The organism is Sphingomonas sp., assembly GCF_013816785.1.
Taxonomy (GTDB): domain Bacteria; phylum Pseudomonadota; class Alphaproteobacteria; order Sphingomonadales; family Sphingomonadaceae; genus Sphingomicrobium.
Map to the genome: position 1 here is coordinate 24673 of NZ_JACDDV010000012.1, position 17881 is coordinate 42553.

A 17881-nucleotide genomic window follows, 5' to 3' on the forward strand; every position below is an offset into this window, starting at 1 on the left:
ACTTCCCCGCGCCCCACACCTTCAAACGCCATGACCAAGCCCCGCATCGCCTTCCTCTGCGGCTCGCTCCGCAAGGACAGTTTTCACCGCCGCCTCGGTCAGGCGATCTTCGCCGCGACCGACCGGATCGAATGCGTTCCGGTCGAGCTTGGCGACCTGCCGCTTTACAACCAGGATCTCGACGGCAAGCAAGCGCTCGAAGCCTGGGCCCGCTTTCGCGATGCGGTCCGACCGACGGACGGCGTGCTTTTCGGCAGCCCCGAATATAACCGCTCGATGACCGGTGCGCTTAAGAACGCGCTTGATGTCGGCTCTCGGCCCTATGGCCGGAGCGTGTTCGCCAAGAAGCCCGCGGCCGTTTTCTCCGCTTCGAGCGGCATGACTGGCGGGTTCGGCTCCAACCATGCGCTGCGCCAGAGCTGTGTGTTCCTCGACATGCCGGTGATGCAGCAGCCGGAGGCCTATTGGGGCCTCATCAACGACGACAAAATCGGCCTCGATGGGACGGTTCATGACGAGACGGTGGCCAAGCTGGTCAAGGCCTTCGCGAACGCCTTCGCCGACTGGGTCGATCTGATCGGCCACGGTCGCGCCAAAATTGCTCCCGATCCGACCCAGCAGGCACAGGCGAGCTAAGTTACTCGCGCGCGGGCCTTGAACCGCGGGACGTCCCACAGCTTTCGATCGAGCACCTCGCTCAGCGCGTCGGCGGCGCGCCACGCGTCGTCGAAGCCGTTGTAAAGCGGCGCGAAGCCGAAGCGGATCAGGTCGGGTGCGCGAAAGTCGCCGATCACGCCGCGCTCGATCAACGCTTGCATTACGGCATAGGCGTCGGCGTGGGCGAACACGACATGACTGCCGCGCTTCGCCGCATCGCGCGGGCTGGCAAGCGCAAGGGCGGGGCAGCGCCCCTCGACACAACCAATGAAATAGTCGGTCAGCGCGCGTGCCTTGGCCTCGATCGCCGCCATCTTCACGCCGGCAAAGCTGTCGAGCCCGGCGTCGAGCGCGGTCATAGCCAGGATCGAGGGGGTTCCGGTCTGGAAGCGGGCAATGCCGGGGCGCGGCGCATAGGCCCGGTCGAACGCGAACGGGTCGGCATGGCCCATCCAGCCCGACAGCGGGTTGTCGAGCTGATCCTGCAGCGCGCGGGCGATGAACAGCCAGGCCGGCGCACCGGGTCCGCCGTTCAGATATTTATATCCGCACCCGACCGCCATGTCGGCGGCCGATCCGGCCAGGTCGATCTCGATCGCCCCGGCGCTGTGCGACAGGTCCCATAACGTCAGCGCCCCCGCCCGATGCGCGGCCGCGGTGCGCGCAGCCAAGTCGTGGCGACGGCCGCTGCGATAATCGACCTGGGTGAGCGTCAGCACCGCCACTTGGTCGTCGAGTGCCTGGTCGATGGTGTCGGCCGGTACGGTGCGCAGTGTTACGCCAGGCAGCATTCGTGCCAGGCCCTGTGCGATATAGAGGTCGGCCGGGAAGTTGCCTTGGTCGGACAGGATCACCGTTCGCCCCGGCCGCGCCGCGAGCGCCGCCGCGAGCAGCTTGAACAAATTGACCGAGGTCGAATCCGCGATGAGCATCTCGTCCGCGCCGGCTCCGACGATTGGCGCCAGCTTGGCCGCGATCCGGCTCGGCGCGTCGATCCAGTGATGCTTGTTCCAGCTGACGATGAGGTCGTCGCCCCACTCGCGCTCGACGACGCCAGCAATGCGTCCGGCTGTCGAGAGCGGCAGCGCGCCAAGTGAATTGCCGTCGAGATAGATTTTACCCTCGGGTAATCGGAATCGCTGGCGCGTTTCCCTCAGCGGATCGGCGGCGTCGAGCGCGCGGGCTTCGTCGAGGGTCACAACTTCGGCAAAGTCACGCCGCGCTGGCCCATATATTTGCCGGCGCGGTCCTTGTAGCTCGTCTCGCAGCGCTCGTTGCCCTTGAGGAACAGGAACTGGCAGGCGCCTTCGTTGGCGTAGATTTTGGCCGGTAACGGCGTGGTGTTGGAAAATTCGAGGGTGACGTGCCCCTCCCAGCCGGGCTCCAAGGGTGTCACGTTGACGATAATCCCGCATCGCGCATAGGTCGATTTGCCCAGGCAGATCACAAGCACATCCTCGGGCACCCGGAAATATTCGACCGTCCGGGCCAGCGCGAAGCTGTTGGGCGGGATGATGCAGACGTCGGTCTTCCTGTCGACGAAGCTGTTGGCGGCGAAGTTTTTCGGGTCGACCACCGCCGAATCGACGTTGGTGAAAATCTTAAAATCGTCGGCGACGCGGGCGTCGTAGCCATAGGACGACAGGCCATAGCTGATGCACCCGTCGCGCCGCTGCGCCTCGACGAACGGCTCGATCATCTGGCGGTTGGTGGCCTGTTCGCGAATCCAGCGATCGGATAAAATGCTCATGGGGTGTTGCTAGCGGGGGAAGGACGGGGTGAGCAATCGGCGCGATGGGGTGGGACGGCACATTATTGGATTGAGGCCAGGTCCCAAGCTCAACGTTTGCCGATTTCATCGAGAAGCCGGTCGATCCGTTGGAGGAGGTCCGCTCGCGCCGCGGGATAATCGGCGTTCATCGATCCAAGATCCGACCAATCGCGACTCTTGCCCAACGCAGCAACCGCAGGCGCCTTGTCAAACAGAATGACGATGTCCACCGCAGCCGCGTCCCTAATCGCGAACTGGCGAAGCGGATCGGCGGCGGAATTGATTCCGTCCGCCTTCAGTGCCGCGGCCAGGGCTGGGGAAACATGCGCTTCGGGCGTCAGGCCGCGCGATTCGACGGTCAGGGGCATATGGCGCTCTGCCGCGCGGCGGCGAAGCCATTCACGCGCAACCGCGCTCTTCACCGAACCAAATTGACAGACAAACAGAAGGCGCGCCGGCGCGGCGTGGCTTCGACCGGTCGCGCAAGACACGGCGAACGCGCCCGCTCCCACCAGGAACAAGCGGCGCGAAAGGGGTATCCGCATGATCGCGTCCATCGATTCTGACCTATCAGTCTTCGAATCGGTTTACCAGCTGTCGGCTGTGCCAAACCAGATACCAAACTCGCGCTTGTCCACCGGCTTTTTCCACAGGTCGGTCCACGAAAATCGTAGCGTGCCCGCTTCATCGTTTCGCGCGATGGGCGTAGGATGCGCGCATGGCCGAGATTATCCGCATCACCGAATCCGCCGAGCCGCCCGCGAGCGCAGCGCTGCCCCAGAATATCGAAGCGGAGGCGGCGCTGCTCGGCGCGTTGATGATCGACAACCGGCTGGTCGAGGACGTTCAGCTGCGCCTCAAGCCGCACCATTTCTTCGAGCCGTTGCATGGGCGGATCTACGAAGGCATCCTTCGGATGACCGACAAGAATATGGTCGCCAATCCTGTCACGCTGCGGCCGATTTTCGACGCCGACGAGGCGATGAAGGAGGTCGGCGGACCGTCCTATCTCGCCCAGCTGACCGGTTCGGGCGCGGCGATCATCGGCGCGCGCGACTTCGCCGCGCAGATTTACGACCTGGCCTTGCTCCGTGCCCTGATCGGGGTCGGCCGCGACCTGGTCGAAAGCGCATTGGACACGTCAGAGGAGGTCGCCCCGCTCGCCCAGATCGAGCGTGCCGAGAGCGAACTTTACCGTGTGGCCGAAGAAGGGGGCAGCGAAAGCAAGGTCAAGAGCTTCGGCGAAGCCAGCCAACTGGCAATCAAACAGGCCGAGAAGGCGCTCAACAGCGGCGGGCATTTGTCGGGCGTCACCACCGGGCTCGACGGGATCAATGCCAAGATCGGCGGCCTCCACAAGAGCGACCTCACCATCCTCGCCGGGCGCCCGGGCATGGGTAAGACCGCGCTTGCGACCAACATGGCGTTCGCCTGCGCCCAGCGGTTCATTCGCGAGCAGGAGGAGGGGGTCGACCCGGCCAAGGGCGCGGGCGCCGCGGTCGCCTTTTTCAGCCTCGAAATGTCGGCCGATCAGCTGGCGACGCGTATCCTCGCCGAGCAATCGGGCATCAGCTCGGAAAACCTCCGCATGGGCAAGATCAGCCAGCAGGAATTTCGCAGCCTCGCCCGCGCCGCCGGCGAGCTGTCGACGCTGCCCTTGTACATCGACGATACCCCCGGCTTGACCATCGCCTCGCTCCGCGCCCGCGCGCGGCGGCTCAAGCGGCAGAAGGGGATCGGCATGGTGGTGGTCGATTATCTCCAGCTGCTCCAGGGAACCGGCAAAAGCAGCAACGACAACCGCGTTCAGGAAATTTCCGAGATCAGCCGCGGTTTGAAGCAACTCGCCAAGGAACTCGACGTGCCAGTGCTGGCGCTGTCGCAATTGAGCCGTGCAGTCGAGCAGCGCGAAGACAAGAAACCGATGCTGTCGGACCTGCGCGAATCGGGCTCGATTGAGCAGGACGCCGACATCGTGCTGTTCGTCTATCGTGAGGATTATTATGTCGCCGCGAAGGAGCCCAAGTTTCCTAAAGAGGACTCCGACGCCAAAGTTCGTCAAGACTACGAAGATTGGCGACGAGAAATGGACAGCGTCTATGGCATGGCCGAACTGATCGTCGCCAAGCAGCGCCACGGCGCCACCGGCAAGGTCAAGATGCGCTTCGACAGCCGCGTGACTAAGTTCAGCGACCCGGTGGACGAGGGGTATATCCCGGAGATGCGGGGGTAAGCCAAAGCCGCCGAGCGTAACGAACGCGCAGCGAAGCGAGCGAGCGTTACTCGAAGAGACGGCGAAGGCCGGCCGACGACCGGCAAGGCCGTGTCGATCGACGTCACGGATTTACTCCGTGACGGCCCGCGCATTCCCGCTTCGATCATATCGCGCTAGCTTAGGTTCCCGCTTTCGCGGGAATGAAGAGCGTGAGAACGTCCACTTTTTCATCCTTAGCGGCCCCTCAATCCTTCCCCGGCACATAAGCCTCCCGCAACCCCTCGGTGATCCCGCCGCGCGTCACCTCCGCCTCAACGCTGGTCACCGGGTAGGCACAGTAATCGGCGGCGTAGTAGGCGCTGGGGCGGTGGTTGCCGCTCATGCCGACTCCGCCGAACGGGGCGGCCGAGGGGGCGCCGTTAGTGGGCCGGTTCCAGTTGATCACGCCCGAACGAATGTTGGCCCAGAAGCGGTCGTAGAGCGCCGGATCCTTGGACAATAGGCTGGCCGCCAAGCCGAAACGCGTGTTGTTGGCCTCGTCGATCGCCGCGTCGAAATCCTTGACCCGGATCAGTTGCAGCACCGGCCCGAACAATTCCTCGTCGAGGCGGTTCTTGGCGTCGGTCATGTCGATCAGCGCCGGGGTCAGGTAGGGCCGCTCTTCATGCGGGCGGTCCAGTCGGCGGATAGGCTTTCCACCTTTCATCATCAGGCCGAGGAAGCGGTCTTGGAGGATGTCGGCGGTGATAAGGTCGATGACCGGGCCCATGAACGGTTGGGGATCGGCATGGGGATGGTCGACGATGATCCGGTCGATCAGCTTGACGATTTCGTCGATCAGGGGCTGGTGCGCGCCATCCTCGACGATCAGGCGGCGCGCCGCGGTGCAGCGCTGCCCCGCCGACAGGTAAGCCGACTGGACGATGATCGCCGCCGCGGCGGGCAGGTCGGCGACATCCCACGCGACGATCGGGCTGTTGCCGCCAAGCTCGAGCGCGAGGATTTTCTGCGGCGTCTCGGCGAACTGCCGGGCGAGTGAGGCACCGGCACCTACCGACCCAGTGAACAGAAGCCCGTCGATCCCGGGTTCGGCGGCGAGCGCTTTGCCCTCGGTGATGCCGCCGATGAGCAGGCGGATCACGCCCTTGGGCACGCCCGCTTCGTGGAAGCAATCGACCAGGAAAGCGCCGGTCGCGGGAGTCTTTTCGGACGGTTTGAACACCACCGCATTGCCGGCGACCAGCGCCGGGACGATGTGGCCGTTGGGAAGGTGGGCCGGGAAATTATAGGGGCCGAGCACCGCCAGCACGCCGTGCGGTTTGTGCCGGACCGCGACCTTGTTGCCCATCGCCGCCTCCAGCTTGCGCGTCGGCGTTCGCTCGGAATAGGCGTTGATCGAAATGTCGACCTTGGCGATGGCCGAGGCGACTTCGGTCTTCGCTTCCCAATAGGGTTTGCCGGTTTCGCGCGCGATCAGGTCGGCGAACTCGGGCTCCCTCGCCCGCACGACGTTGGCGAAGCGGCGCAGCGCTTCCATCCGGTAGGTGACCGAATGGGCCGCCCACTCGGGCCAGGCGGCGCGCGCCGCAGCAACTTCGGACGCCGCATCGCCGACCGGGCCTGACCAGAGTTCCACGCCGGTTGCCGGCTCGGTCGAAACGATCAACTCGTTCATCTACACTCCCCGCCCGGCGGGCGTTCCCACGGCGCTGCGCACGGGTCAAGCATCGGATGTCATGGCGTCGGCCATTCGTCGGATCGCGGCGATCTTGGCTTCGAATGGCGCCCAGTCGTCATGGTCGGCAATCGCCGTCCAGATCGCCTCTACCTCGTCGATCAGCATCGAACAGGGCGCCGGGTCGGACCAATAGGGGGGGGGCGGTGGCCGCCCCCGCTCGGCGAACAGAATGAAAAGATCCTCGAAGGACGGGTCTGAATATTGCTCGGCCCGTGGCAGGCGCCCGCCGCGCCAGTCGAAGAACAAGCGGTCGAGCCCGACCTTGCGCGATCGCAGCGCCTTGAGAACGGCCGGGAGCAAACCCGGCTCGGCCTCGACGCCGAGCCGCCGCGCGAACCGCTCGCCCAGCGCCGCCTCAAACCGCGCGGGCCATTGCGCCAGCACGTCCGACAATGCGGGAGCGTCCGCCACCAGCGCCAGGCAGCCGGCCAGTTGCGCCATGTTCCACTGGATCGCCTCGGGCTGGCGGCCGAAGGAGTAGAGGCCATATTCGTCGAAATAAGCGGCGGTGAAGCCCTCGTCCCAGTCGGGCGCAAACCGCCATGGGCCATAGTCGAAGCTCTCGCCGGTAATGGCGATATTGTCGCTGTTGAGCACGCCATGGACGAACCCTGCGGCGATGTACGACGCGGCGAGGGTCGCGGTCGCGGTGCAGACCAGGTCGAACAGGCGGAGCGGATCGTCGCCCGGCTCCTCATATAATTGACCAAGGCAGTAAGCAGTCAGCCGCTTCAACTCCTCTGTATCATTGAAAAACGCCAGCCGTTGAAACGTGCCGATGCGGATATGGCCGTGACTGAGCCGGGTCAGCACCGCCGAACGGGTCGGGGAGGGCTCATCGCCGCGGAGGAGTGCCTCGCCGGTCTCGAATAGCGCGAAGCTCTTCGACGTGTTAACCCCCAACGCCTCGAGCATCTCGGTCGCTAAAACCTCTCGCACCCCGCCTTTGAGGGTAAGGCGGCCATCACCTCGCCGGCTCCACGGCGTCTGCCCGCTGCCCTTGGTGCCGAGGTCGAGCAGGCGGCCGCTTCGCCCGTGCAGCGTATCGGAAACCTCACGCAGCTGGGCGAACAGGAAGCCGCGCCCGTCGCCGAGATCGGGGTTGTAGTGACGGAACTGATGGCCGTGATAGCGCAGCGCAAGCGCCTGCGGCAGATTGTCGGGCAGCGGTTCGAACCGGGCGAAGTGCGCCTCCCAATCCAGGTGGGTCAGACCAATCCGCTCGGCCCATCGGCGATTGAGAAATCGCGGGATCGCTTGCGGGAACCGGGCCGGCGCCACCACGTCGTAAAACGCATCGCCAAGGCCCAGAATCGCGGGGTCGGCACGATAAGGTTGCGGCGCGGCCATCGGCCCGCGATAGGGGAGGTGACCTATGGGGGAAAGCGCCGATGGCGAAATGGACCGACCGCAGCTTCAACAGCGCCGATGGGCTGCGGCTCCATTATCGCGACTATGACGGACCGCACGAACGTCCGCCGATCCTCTGCCTGCCCGGTCTCACCCGAAATTCCCGCGATTTCGAGCCGGTCGCCGATCGCTTTGCCGGCGAATGGCGAATTCTGTCGCTCGACTTTCGCGGGCGCGGATTGAGTGAGCATGATCCCGACCCCACCCGCTACATGCCGATCGTCTACGCCGCCGACGTCATGAAGATGCTCGACCAGCTAGGCATCGCCGATGCGGTATTCCTCGGAACGTCGCTGGGGGGACTCGTGACCATGATCGTTGCCCGGTCGGATAATGAGCGGATCGCCGGCGCCCTGCTCAATGACATCGGGCCGGAGCTCGATCCGGCCGGCGTTGCCTGGATCGGATCCTACGTCGGACAGGAAGTCATCTATGCCGACTGGGCCGAAGCCGCGGCCCGACTGGCGGCCCGCAGCGCCGCGAAGTTCCCGCGCTGGGCTGCGGCGGACTGGGAACGCTTCACCCGCCGCGTCGCGCGCGAGCGGCCGGATGGCTCGGTAGGTTTCGACTATGACATGGCGATCGCCGACAATTTTCGCGTGGCGGCCGAGGCTCCGCCGGTCGACATGTGGTCCTATTACCGGTCGCTCGATGGGCGGCCGGTGACCGTGCTTCGGGGCGCACTGAGCGATCTGCTCGATCCGGGCGTAGCGGAGCGGATGGCGCGCGAGGTTTCCGATGCCGAGCTGGTCACCGTCCCCGACGTGGGCCATACTCCCAGTCTGGACGAGCCCGAATCGATCGCGGCCATCGAGCGGCTGCTGGACCGGGTGCTCGCACGGCAGGACTAGCCAGCAACCCGCCGCAATTTGGCAAGCGCGGCGACATCGTCTTCATCGGGCGCGATGGTCGAGACGAATTTGCCGTCGCGGTCCATCACGAACACCGCGGCGGTATGATTGACGCCATATTCCCCGCCGGGCTCCGGTACCTTTTGCGAAAAGACACCGAATAGTTGCTTGACCTTTTCGACCTGCGCCTCGCTGCCAGTCAGGGCGATGACTTTGTTATCGAAAAGCTCGGCGAAGCGGGCGAGGTCGGCCGGTCGATCGCGCGCGGGATCGACGCTGACGAAGACGATTGCCAGGTCATCGTTGCCCAACTGGCGGCGCAACTTGATCAAGCGCGCCAGCGTGGTGGGGCAAACATCGGGACAATGGATGAAGCCGAAGAAGATCGCCGCCGGCTTGCCGGTCAGCCGGCTGCTGGCGAACGGTTGCCCGTCGCTGTTGACCAGGGTGAACGGTCCGCCGATTGGGCCAAGCTGGGCCTGTTCGGCCTGGCGCATTGGTTGGGCGGGCCGCAAGACCAGGAACAAGGCCCCCGCCGCAGCGAATGCGACTAGCAGCCACAGTGCCACCCTTGTCTTGCCCAGCATTAGCGAGCGCCCGCGACGGCGACCTTGCCGGATGCGGTCTGATGTCCGCTCCTTTCGAACGTGAAATCGACAAAGAAACGGTCGCCCGGCGAGAGCGGCACGGTCAGCCCGGTCATCATCAAATGCGTCCCGCCAGGCGCCAGCACCGCTTTTCCATGCGCTGGAATGTCGAGCGACTTGACCATTTCCATCGACACGATGCCGTTCGTGGTGGTCGAGCGATGGAGCATCGCGGAAGGCGCTACCGAGGCTTTTGCCGCGAGCAGGCGATCGCCGTCGTCTCCCTTATTGGCGATCGTCATGTAGACGGCGCCGGTCGTCTGGCCCGGGGCGACAGCGCGCGCCCATACCTCGGTCACCATGACCTCCGGGGCAGCGGGCGAGCCGCATCCCGTTATCATCAGCAACGGCAGGAGATTGGCGAGGTAGCGCATGGCCGAGCCAGTAATTGTGTCGACTGAGGAGCGCAATGCCCACGCTCAAGGGCGCGGCGAATTGGCTAACCTATTTTTACGAATTGGCTAACCAGTTCAAAAACTCGCGCAATTCCGCCATTTCCAAAATGAATTGGAGGCCCGACCGGGAATCGAACCCGGGTGCAAGGATTTGCAGTCCTCTGCGTCACCACTCCGCCATCGGGCCTTTTGGCTGATTTCCGCTGGTTTTTCGCGACGCGGCGGTGGAGTTTCCACTTTGCGTCCCGGTCAGTTTCCACCTTCCTGCTTTGTTCCGCCCGGAACCCGGGAGCCCATGGCGGCGACAGCGCTTCGTGCCCTTACCCGCTGGCCGACATATTTCAAGGCCATTTGGAAGGTGCGCTGGGTTTTGGGTCGGCCTGCCGCTTGTCAACCGGGGTGCGCGGACGCAACCATTCGACGAACGGCAACGGGGTTCGCTTGGCGGACGCGGTGCCACAGGATATGGGTCGCTTGAACCGCAGCTGTATTAGTGTCATATGACAGCTTGCCGATGACGAGGGAATCGATGACCGACTACAGCCTTGCCCGCCGGGCGATGGTCGACAGCCAGCTTCGCCCCCAAGGGGTGACCGATCGCCGCGTCCTGGCGGCGATGGGCACGATCGAGCGCGAGCGGTTCGTGCCTGAGGCGGCGCGCGCGCTGGCCTATTTCGACCGGCCGTTGCGGATCGGCGGCGGTCGCGCGATGATGCCGCCGGCGGCGCTTGGCTTACTGCTCAGCGAAATTGCGCCGATCGCCGGCGAAAAGGCGTTGGTGGTCGGGTCGGCCATCGGCTATTCGGCCGCGCTGCTGAAGGCGCTTGGGCTCGATGTCGTCGCGCTCGAGCGGGACGCGGCGCTGGCTGCAATGGCGGTCGAAGCCGGTGTGCCGACGGATATCGGCGCGCTTGTCGAGGGCTTCGGCAGCAAGGCGCCCTACGATCTCATCCTGCTCGATGGCGCGGTCGAGCAAATTCCGCCGGCGCTGATTGAGCAGCTTGCGCCCGGTGGCAGGCTTGCCGGCGCCATCGCCGATCGCGGCGTCACTCGACTGGTCATCGGCCATGCCGCGCGCGGCGCGCTTGGGCTGAGGACGCTGGCCGACGCCGACGTTGCCTTTCTGCCGGGCTTCGAGCGGCCGCGCGTCTTCACCTTCTGATTGCATCGGAGAAATATCCCCGTGACGCGTTACTTCGCCATTGCCACGCTGATCGCCGCGCTCGCGGCCGGCACCGCCTCCGCCGACACGCTGCGAGAGGCGCTGGCCTCGACCTATCGCGCCAACCCGACGCTGACCGGCCAGCGCGAGGCGCTCAAGTCGACCGATGCCGGAGTCGCCATCGCCCGCGCCGCCGGCCGGCCGACGGTGGCTGCTACTATCGGAGTGAGCCGCGACATCACCCAGGCGGGGACACTGCGGCGGACCAGCAACGGCCCGTTTCTCAACGGTGGGCTCGACCTCTCTTATCCGCTGTTTCAGGGCGGCAGCGTCCGCAATGGCATAAGGGCGGCAAAGACCCGGACCGAGGCCGGCCGAGCCACGCTCCGCGCGGTCGAGGGCGACATCTTCACCGAAGCGGTCGCCGCCTATATGGACGTGATCCGCGACTGGGCGATCGTCGAACTGAACCAGAACCAAGTGCGCGTGCTATCGACCAATTTGGAGGCGACCCGCGACCGGTTTCAGATCGGCGACCTGACGCGAACCGATGTCGCCCAGTCCGAAGCCCGTCAGTCGCTCGGCCGCTCGACGCTTGCCACCGCGCAAGGCCGGTTGACCTCAAGCGAGGAGAATTACCGGCGGGTGATCGGGCAGGCACCCGGCGCGCTCGCTCCGCCACCGCCGCTCCCTCCGTTGCCGACCAGCCCCGATCAAGCGGCGCAAATCGCGCTCGCCAACAATCCGGACCTGATCGCAGTCACCCGCCAAGCCGAGGCCGCCGGGTTCGACGTCCGCTCGGCGCGCGCCAGCAGGCTCCCGACCGTGTCGGCGCTCGGCTCCGCCGATTACGTCCGGACCTTCGGTGGGTCGGCCGGTTTCAACCCCAATACAGGCGAATCAAGCACGCTGACCGGCACCGCGACCTCGATCGGCGTCCAGGGCCGCGTTCCACTCTACCAGGGCGGGCTTCCCGCCGCGCGCATCCGGCAGGCGCAGGCGATCGAAGGGCAAACCCTTGAGCAGCGCGTCGCCACCGAACGGGCCGTCGTCGCCAACACCCGCGCCGCCTTCGCCACCTATCAGGCGGCGACCAACGCTATTGCCTCGAATCAGGTCGCGGTCAGCGCGAATGAGCTGGCTCTGGAAGGCGCCCGTGCCGAAAATGGCGTCGGCACCCGCACCATCCTCGACGTGCTGAACGCCGAGCAGGAGTTGCTCAACAGCCAGGTCGCGCTGGTTACCGCGCGCCGCGATCAATATGTTGCCGGTTTTCAGCTCTTGAACGCCATGGGCCAGGCCGAGGCCGACGACCTCGGGCTTGATGGCGGACCGCTTTACGATCCGCTCGGCAATTACCGCCGCGTCGCGGGCGACTGGAACGACTGGTCGGGTGATCGGCATCACGATCCGGTGGCGACCAGCACGGTGACTCCGGCCGAGCAACCGCAGGGCGTGACACCGGCTCCGCGATAAGCGATAGGGTTGGCCATGGCAGCCGCCCGCGAACCGTCGATGGAAGACATATTGGCGTCGATCAAGCGCGTGATCGCCGAGGAAAAGGAGATTCGCGCCGCGGCGCCACCTCCCTCGCCAGTGTCTGAAGACGACGACATCCTCGAACTCGATGAGACGATGGCAGCCGAACCGCTGGCGCCGCCGGTCGATCTTGGCCCGCCGCTGGTCGCGGACGCGCTCGCCGACAGCAGTCGCTTGCGGATCGAGGAGCTGGTCAGCGTCGCCGCGGCCGCGCCGCCGCCGCCGACGGTCAACCCCCTGGAGGAATTGGTGCGCGAGATGCTCCGCCCGATCCTCAAACAATGGCTCGATGACCATTTGCCGGGCATTGTCGACGAGCATGTGAAGCGCGAGATCACGCGCATCACCGGTCGGCCCGTCTAGGGCTGGCGAAGGAGCGAGGGCGCTGCTAGCCCTTGCGTCATGATCGCACGCACCTTGCTCGCCGCGGCCGTTGCCGCCTCCGCCCTGATCGCCGCCGCCCCCGTGCTGGCGCGGCCGATGACCGTCACCGACATGCACATGATGCACCGCGTGGGCGCCCCCAGCGTTTCACCCGACGGCCGTTATGCGGTCTTCACTTTGTCGACCACCGACATGGCGAAGAACAAGCGCAACAATCCCATCCAATTGCTCGATCTGAGGAGAGCCGGCGCCACACCGCAGCCGGTGGCTGCGCTGACGGGCGGCCATGACGCGGTGTTCGGTGCCGACGGCGCGATCTGGTACCTCGCCCCGGTCAAGGACCAGGATCAGCTGTTTCGCATGGCGATCGGCGGGAAGCCGGTCCAGATTTCATCGCTCAAGGGCGACATTTCGGGCTTCACGGTCAGCCGCGACGGCAGCCGGCTGCTGATCTGGGCCGACCGCGATACGCGTTGTCCCGATTTCGCCTGCTCCGGGCTTCCGCCCAAGCCCGCGACCGGAACGGGCCGCACCTACGACCAATTGTTCGTGCGCCATTGGGACACCTGGGCCGAGCCGGGCGTCAAGGGTCGCCTGTTCGCCTTTCCGATCGCCAATGGGCGGGTCACCGGCGCCGGGGTTCCGGTCAGCGGCGCGCTGGTCGGCGACACGCCGTCGAAGCCGTTCGGCGGGGCTGAGGAGATTGCCCTCTCCCCCGACGGCCGCACCGCCTTTTTCGCGCTGCGTGAGACCGGGCGGATCGAGGCGACCTCGACCAACCTCGATATTTTCGCGGCGCCCACCGACGGATCGGCTCGGCCGGTCAATTTGACCGACGCCAACGATGGCACCGACACGCTGCCGACCGTCTCGCCCGATGGCCGCACGCTAGCCTATGTCTCGATGGCCCGCGCTGGTTATGAAAGCGATCGCCAGGTGATCATGCTGCGCGATCTAGCCTCGGGCCAGACCCGTGCCTTGACCGCTGCATGGGACCGCTCGGCCGGCTCGCTTGCCTGGAGCCCTGACGGCCGCAGCCTGCTGATCACTGCCGAGGATGTCATGGAGCTGCCGATCTTTCGGGTCGACGTCGCCACCGGCCGCATTAAACGCGTGACCGGCAACGGCCACGCCGGCAATGTCGTCGCCACCGCCGACGGCGGCGCGATCTTTACCCAGAACAGTATCATTGCGCCCGACGATCTGTTCCGCGTCGACGCCCGCGGCCGCGTCACTCGCCTGACCGACGTCAATCGCGCCCTCATCTCCCAGCTCGACCCGGTTACGTTCGAAAAATTCGCATTCAAGGGCGCCCGCGGCGACCAGGTGTGGGGCATGAAGTTGAAGCCCGCCGGTGCCCGCAACCAGCCGAAAATGCCGATCGCCTTCGTCGTCCACGGCGGGCCGCAAGGGAGCTTCGGCAACGCCTGGTCCTACCGCTGGAACTCGCGCCTTATCTCTTCGCCGGGCTATGCCGTGGTCAGCGTCGATTTCCACGGCTCGACCGGCTACGGCCAGGCATTCACCGACGCGATCCGGGGCGACTGGGGCGGCAAGCCGCTGGAGGATTTGAAGCGCGGCCTGGCTTTCGCCGCCGCCGCCGACCCCTCGCTCGACGCCGACCGCGCCTGCGCATTGGGCGCCAGCTACGGCGGCTATATGATGAACTGGATCGAAAGCCAGTGGCCCGACCGCTTCCGCTGCCTGGTCCAGCATGACGGCGTGTTCGACGCCCGCGCCATGGCCTACGAGACCGAGGAACTATGGTTCGACGAGTGGGAGCATGGCGGCAAGGCCTATTACGAGGATCCGGCCGCGTTCGAGCGCTGGAACCCGGTCAACCATGTCGCCAAGTGGAAGACGCCGATGCTGGTCATCACCAGCGAAAAGGATTTCCGCATCCCCTATACGCAGGGACTGGCGTCGTTCACCGCCCTGCAGCGCCGCGGCATTCCCTCGAAACTGCTGGTCTTCCCCGACGAGAACCACTGGGTCCTCAAGCCGAAGAATTCGATTCAGTGGTATGGCGAGGTGTTCGGCTGGTTGAATCGTTACATCGGCGACGGCGCCGCTCGCTAGATTCCTTGTCATTGCGAGGAGAGTTGCGACGAAGCGAACCAGTCGGCGCTAAGCTGGAATGCTTCGTTTCGCCCGCAATGACGACAGGCGGTTGAGTATGACTCAGCGCCCCGCTAACCGCGCTCCATGACCGAATTGGCCAAAACTTTCGAACCCGGCGTCATTGAGGCGCGCTGGTATGCCCATTGGGAGGCCAGCGGCCAGTTCCGGCCCGAGCGACTCGACGCCACCCCCTTCACCATCGTCATGCCGCCGCCCAACGTCACCGGCAGCTTGCACATCGGCCATGCGCTCGATGTCACACTGCAGGACATTTTGACCCGCCATGCTCGGCTGCAAGGGAAGGATGCGCTGTGGGTGGTCGGCACTGACCATGCCGGAATCGCCACGCAGATGGTCGTCGAACGAAATCTCGACAGCCAGGGCATCAAGCGCGCCGAGATCGGCCGCGAGGCGTTCCTCGAGCATGTCTGGGAATGGAAGGCGCAGTCCGGCGGCCAAATCACCCAGCAGCTCCGCCGCCTCGGCGCCAGTTGCGACTGGGCCAACGAGCGCTTCACCATGGACGAGGGCTTTTCGAAAGCCGTCACCCATGTCTTCGTCGAGCTGCACAAACGCGGGTTGCTCTATCGCGACAAACGGCTCGTCAATTGGGACCCCAAATTCCAGACCGCGATCAGCGACCTCGAAGTCGAGCAGCGCGAGGTCAACGGCAAGTTCTGGCACTTCCGCTATCCATTGGAAGACGGCAGCGGCTTCATCGCAATCGCGACGACGCGGCCCGAAACGATCCTCGGCGACGGAGCGGTCGCGGTGCATCCCGACGATCCCAAATATGCGCACCTCGTCGGCAAGCGCTGCCTGTTGCCGATCGTCGATCGACTGATCCCGATCATTACCGACGCGCATGTCAGGATGGATTTCGGGTCGGGCGCGGTAAAGATTACCGCGGCGCACGACTGGAACGATTATGAGGTCGCGCTGCGCCATCCCGCGGCGAACATCCCGTTCATCAACCTGCTCAACGCCGACGCGACGATGAGCGACAATTGCCCACCGGAGTATCGCGGCCTCGACCGCTACCAAGCGCGTGAAAAGGTCGTCGCCGATTTCACCGTGCGCGGGCTGCTCGACAAGGTCGAGGACCATGTCCACATGGTGCCGTTCGGCGACCGTTCGGGGGTGGTGATCGAGCCATGGCTGACCGACCAATGGTATGTCGATGCTAAGACGCTGGCCCAGCCGGCGATCGAGGCGGTCAAGTCCGGCGCGATCAAGATCGTTCCCGAAACCTGGGCCAAGACCTGGTTCAACTGGCTCGAGAACATCCAGCCGTGGTGCGTCTCGCGCCAACTGTGGTGGGGGCATCGGATTCCGGCGTGGTACGGTCCGAAAGACAGGGGGATCGGTATTCCCGCACCGGGAGAGAGTTGGGCCAATGCATCGACGGCGTTTGATGAGACCTTCGTCGCCGAAACCGAACAAGATGCCAAACAGGCGGCCGCATCATATTATTCTGAGCAAGTCGGTGAACGGGAAATCGTGGTTTGCGCTGACCGTGGAGAGGCGCTTTGGAAAGTGCTTTCAAAAGAAATCGACGTCGAGCGTCAGCGCCCCATCTGGCGCGACAACGACGTGCTCGACACTTGGTTCTCGTCTGCCCTCTGGCCCTTCGCCACCCTCGGCTGGCCCGAGCAGACCGAAGACCTCAAGCGCCACTACCCCAATGACGTGCTCATCTCGGGCTTCGACATCCTGTTCTTCTGGGATGCGCGGATGGCGATGCAAGGGATCGAGTTCATGAAGGAGGTGCCGTGGAAGACGCTCTATCTCCACGGCCTGGTCCGCGACGCGGCGGGCCAGAAAATGTCCAAGTCGAAGGGCAACACGGTCGATCCGCTCGGCCTGATCGATCGCTTCGGCGCCGATGCGCTGCGCTTCACCATGGCGGCGATGGAAAGCCAGGGCCGCGACATCAAGCTCGATGAGAAACGCGTCGAAGGCTACCGCAACTTCGCCACCAAACTGTGGAACGCCGCGCGCTTTCTTCAGGGCAACGGCGTGGGCGCTTCAACGTCAATCAAGGCGCCCGACGCCACGCTTCCAGTCAACCGCTGGATTATTGGCGAGGTGGTCGACACCTTGGCCAAGCTCGACAAGGCTTTCGCCGAGCTACGCTTCGACGACATGGCCGACGCCATCTACCATTTCACCTGGGGCAGTTTCTGCGACTGGTATGTCGAGTTCATTAAGGGTGTTGTGTCCCCCTTCCCGCAAGCGGGAGGGGAAGAGCCGCGCAGCGGCGAAGGGGTGGGGGCGTCGGAAGGCGCAACTTCCCCCACCCCCAACCCCTCCCGCGAGCGGGAGGGGAGTGAAGAGACCAAGGCCGTCGCCGCCTGGGCGTTCGACCAGATCCTCGTCATGCTCCACCCGCTGATGCCGTTCATCACCGAAGAGCTGTGGCACTCGATGGGTGAGCGGCCCTACGACCTGATCGTCGCTAAGTGGCCGGAGCCCGAGGCGCAGCGTGACCTGCCAGCGACGGCCGCCATCGACGGCCTGATCGCGATCGTCACCGAGGTCCGGGCGGTACGCGCCGAGCTCAATATCCCGTGGACCGCGATTCTGGTTCCACACGTTATTGGCGGCGACGCGGCGATGACTGACCGACTGACGAGCAATGCCGCGACGCTGTCACGCATGGCCAAGCTTGGCGCACCAGTGGCGGCGGCCTCGGTCCCCGCCGGATCGGCACAGATTGGGGTCAGCGGCACCACCATCGCGTTTCCGCTCGAAGGCGCAATCGACCTCGACACCGAGAAGGCCCGCCTCGCCAAGGCCATCGCCGCTGCGGAGAAAGACCGCGACGGCCTCGCCGCGCGGCTCGCCAACTCGGCGTTTGCCGAGCGCGCTAAGCCTGAGGCTGTCGCCAAGGCGCGCGAGGACCACGACTCCCGCGCCTCCGAGGCCGAGCGGTTGGCGGCGGCGCTGGCGCGATTGGGCTAACTGTTCCCCGGCGGAGGCCGGGGCCCA

The 17881-nt window shown here is 65.2% G+C and carries 15 protein-coding genes and 1 tRNA gene; 8 read left to right on the forward strand and 8 right to left on the reverse strand.

Annotation, left to right across the window (positions count from 1 at the left end; genetic code table 11):
• Positions 1 to 30: 30 nt before the first annotated feature.
• Entirely contained in the window at positions 31 to 636 is a 606-nt protein-coding gene (locus tag H0W65_RS04400) for an NADPH-dependent FMN reductase (protein ID WP_294004362.1), read from the forward strand.
• Here the strand turns inward: H0W65_RS04400 and kynU are convergent.
• The 3 genes from kynU to H0W65_RS04415 form a co-directional block, all read right to left on the reverse strand.
• Positions 633 to 1856: a kynureninase gene (gene kynU, locus H0W65_RS04405; RefSeq protein WP_294004365.1), complete on the reverse strand. Its 1224-nt coding sequence runs from the start codon at positions 1854 to 1856 to the stop codon at positions 633 to 635. The genes H0W65_RS04400 and kynU overlap by 4 nt on opposite strands.
• A complete protein-coding gene (dcd, locus tag H0W65_RS04410) occupies positions 1853 to 2407 on the reverse strand; it encodes a dCTP deaminase (RefSeq protein ID WP_294004368.1) in 555 nt (184 codons plus the stop codon). Before dcd ends, kynU begins: the two co-directional genes overlap by 4 nt.
• 89 nt (positions 2408 to 2496) lie before the next feature.
• The gene (locus tag H0W65_RS04415) at positions 2497 to 2985 is read right to left on the reverse strand and encodes a hypothetical protein (protein WP_367120123.1); all 489 of its coding nucleotides are present in this window, start codon (positions 2983 to 2985) and stop codon (positions 2497 to 2499) included.
• Between the two features lie 161 nt (positions 2986 to 3146).
• Between H0W65_RS04415 and H0W65_RS04420 the strand changes: the two genes are divergently transcribed.
• A complete protein-coding gene (locus H0W65_RS04420; RefSeq protein WP_294004372.1) occupies positions 3147 to 4661 on the forward strand; it encodes a replicative DNA helicase in 1515 nt (504 codons plus the stop codon).
• Positions 4662 to 4887: 226 nt separating this feature from the next.
• On the opposite strand, the gene astD is transcribed toward H0W65_RS04420, so the two are convergent.
• Both astD and H0W65_RS04430 read right to left on the reverse strand, forming a co-directional pair.
• The gene (gene astD / locus H0W65_RS04425; protein WP_294004374.1) at positions 4888 to 6318 is read right to left on the reverse strand and encodes a succinylglutamate-semialdehyde dehydrogenase; all 1431 of its coding nucleotides are present in this window, start codon (positions 6316 to 6318) and stop codon (positions 4888 to 4890) included.
• Between the two features lie 45 nt (positions 6319 to 6363).
• Entirely contained in the window at positions 6364 to 7731 is a 1368-nt protein-coding gene (locus H0W65_RS04430) for a protein adenylyltransferase SelO family protein (protein WP_294004376.1), read from the reverse strand.
• Between the two features lie 41 nt (positions 7732 to 7772).
• Here H0W65_RS04430 and H0W65_RS04435 point away from each other — a divergent pair, with 41 nt between their 5' ends.
• On the forward strand, positions 7773 to 8642 hold the full coding sequence (locus H0W65_RS04435; RefSeq protein ID WP_294004378.1) for an alpha/beta hydrolase: 870 nt from the start codon (positions 7773 to 7775) through the stop codon (positions 8640 to 8642).
• On the opposite strand, the gene H0W65_RS04440 is transcribed toward H0W65_RS04435, so the two are convergent.
• The 3 genes from H0W65_RS04440 to H0W65_RS04450 form a co-directional block, all read right to left on the reverse strand.
• The gene (locus H0W65_RS04440; protein WP_294004380.1) at positions 8639 to 9229 is read right to left on the reverse strand and encodes an SCO family protein; all 591 of its coding nucleotides are present in this window, start codon (positions 9227 to 9229) and stop codon (positions 8639 to 8641) included. The genes H0W65_RS04435 and H0W65_RS04440 overlap by 4 nt on opposite strands.
• Positions 9229 to 9663, reverse strand: coding sequence for a copper chaperone PCu(A)C (locus H0W65_RS04445; protein WP_294004382.1), 435 nt, complete (start codon positions 9661 to 9663; stop codon positions 9229 to 9231). Before H0W65_RS04445 ends, H0W65_RS04440 begins: the two co-directional genes overlap by 1 nt.
• A gap of 134 nt (positions 9664 to 9797) precedes the next feature.
• Positions 9798 to 9871, reverse strand: a tRNA-Cys gene (locus H0W65_RS04450).
• 342 nt (positions 9872 to 10213) lie between these two features.
• Between H0W65_RS04450 and H0W65_RS04455 the strand changes: the two genes are divergently transcribed.
• The 5 genes from H0W65_RS04455 to H0W65_RS04475 all read left to right on the forward strand — a co-directional run bounded on the left by H0W65_RS04455 (position 10214) and on the right by H0W65_RS04475 (position 17854).
• On the forward strand, positions 10214 to 10846 hold the full coding sequence (locus H0W65_RS04455) for a protein-L-isoaspartate O-methyltransferase (protein ID WP_294004384.1): 633 nt from the start codon (positions 10214 to 10216) through the stop codon (positions 10844 to 10846).
• A gap of 21 nt (positions 10847 to 10867) precedes the next feature.
• Complete coding sequence (locus tag H0W65_RS04460) at positions 10868 to 12322, forward strand: TolC family outer membrane protein (protein WP_294004386.1); 1455 nt, start codon at positions 10868 to 10870, stop codon at positions 12320 to 12322.
• A gap of 15 nt (positions 12323 to 12337) precedes the next feature.
• Positions 12338 to 12748: a DUF2497 domain-containing protein gene (locus H0W65_RS04465; RefSeq protein ID WP_294004388.1), complete on the forward strand. Its 411-nt coding sequence runs from the start codon at positions 12338 to 12340 to the stop codon at positions 12746 to 12748.
• 39 nt (positions 12749 to 12787) lie between these two features.
• Positions 12788 to 14848: a S9 family peptidase gene (locus H0W65_RS04470; protein WP_294004390.1), complete on the forward strand. Its 2061-nt coding sequence runs from the start codon at positions 12788 to 12790 to the stop codon at positions 14846 to 14848.
• Between the two features lie 126 nt (positions 14849 to 14974).
• Positions 14975 to 17854, forward strand: a complete 2880-nt coding sequence (locus tag H0W65_RS04475) for a valine--tRNA ligase (protein ID WP_294004392.1) — start codon at positions 14975 to 14977, stop codon at positions 17852 to 17854.
• The last annotated feature ends 27 nt before the right edge of the window (positions 17855 to 17881 follow it).

What these genes read in the sequence shown, in the direction of transcription:
- H0W65_RS04440 (WP_294004380.1), bottom strand. Translation starts at nt 9,229, where the DNA reads ATGCTGGGCAAGACAAGGGTGGCACTGTGGCTGCTAGTCGCATTCGCT.
- H0W65_RS04420 (WP_294004372.1), top strand. Translation starts at nt 3,147, where the DNA reads ATGGCCGAGATTATCCGCATCACCGAATCCGCCGAGCCGCCCGCGAGC.
- H0W65_RS04430 (WP_294004376.1), bottom strand. Translation starts at nt 7,731, where the DNA reads ATGGCCGCGCCGCAACCTTATCGTGCCGACCCCGCGATTCTGGGCCTT.
- H0W65_RS04435 (WP_294004378.1), top strand. Translation starts at nt 7,773, where the DNA reads ATGGCGAAATGGACCGACCGCAGCTTCAACAGCGCCGATGGGCTGCGG.
- H0W65_RS04470 (WP_294004390.1), top strand. Translation starts at nt 12,788, where the DNA reads ATGATCGCACGCACCTTGCTCGCCGCGGCCGTTGCCGCCTCCGCCCTG.
- H0W65_RS04415 (WP_367120123.1), bottom strand. Translation starts at nt 2,985, where the DNA reads ATGGACGCGATCATGCGGATACCCCTTTCGCGCCGCTTGTTCCTGGTG.
- astD (WP_294004374.1), bottom strand. Translation starts at nt 6,318, where the DNA reads ATGAACGAGTTGATCGTTTCGACCGAGCCGGCAACCGGCGTGGAACTC.
- H0W65_RS04475 (WP_294004392.1), top strand. Translation starts at nt 14,975, where the DNA reads ATGACCGAATTGGCCAAAACTTTCGAACCCGGCGTCATTGAGGCGCGC.
- H0W65_RS04455 (WP_294004384.1), top strand. Translation starts at nt 10,214, where the DNA reads ATGACCGACTACAGCCTTGCCCGCCGGGCGATGGTCGACAGCCAGCTT.
- H0W65_RS04445 (WP_294004382.1), bottom strand. Translation starts at nt 9,663, where the DNA reads ATGCGCTACCTCGCCAATCTCCTGCCGTTGCTGATGATAACGGGATGC.
- H0W65_RS04465 (WP_294004388.1), top strand. Translation starts at nt 12,338, where the DNA reads ATGGCAGCCGCCCGCGAACCGTCGATGGAAGACATATTGGCGTCGATC.
- H0W65_RS04400 (WP_294004362.1), top strand. Translation starts at nt 31, where the DNA reads ATGACCAAGCCCCGCATCGCCTTCCTCTGCGGCTCGCTCCGCAAGGAC.
- dcd (WP_294004368.1), bottom strand. Translation starts at nt 2,407, where the DNA reads ATGAGCATTTTATCCGATCGCTGGATTCGCGAACAGGCCACCAACCGC.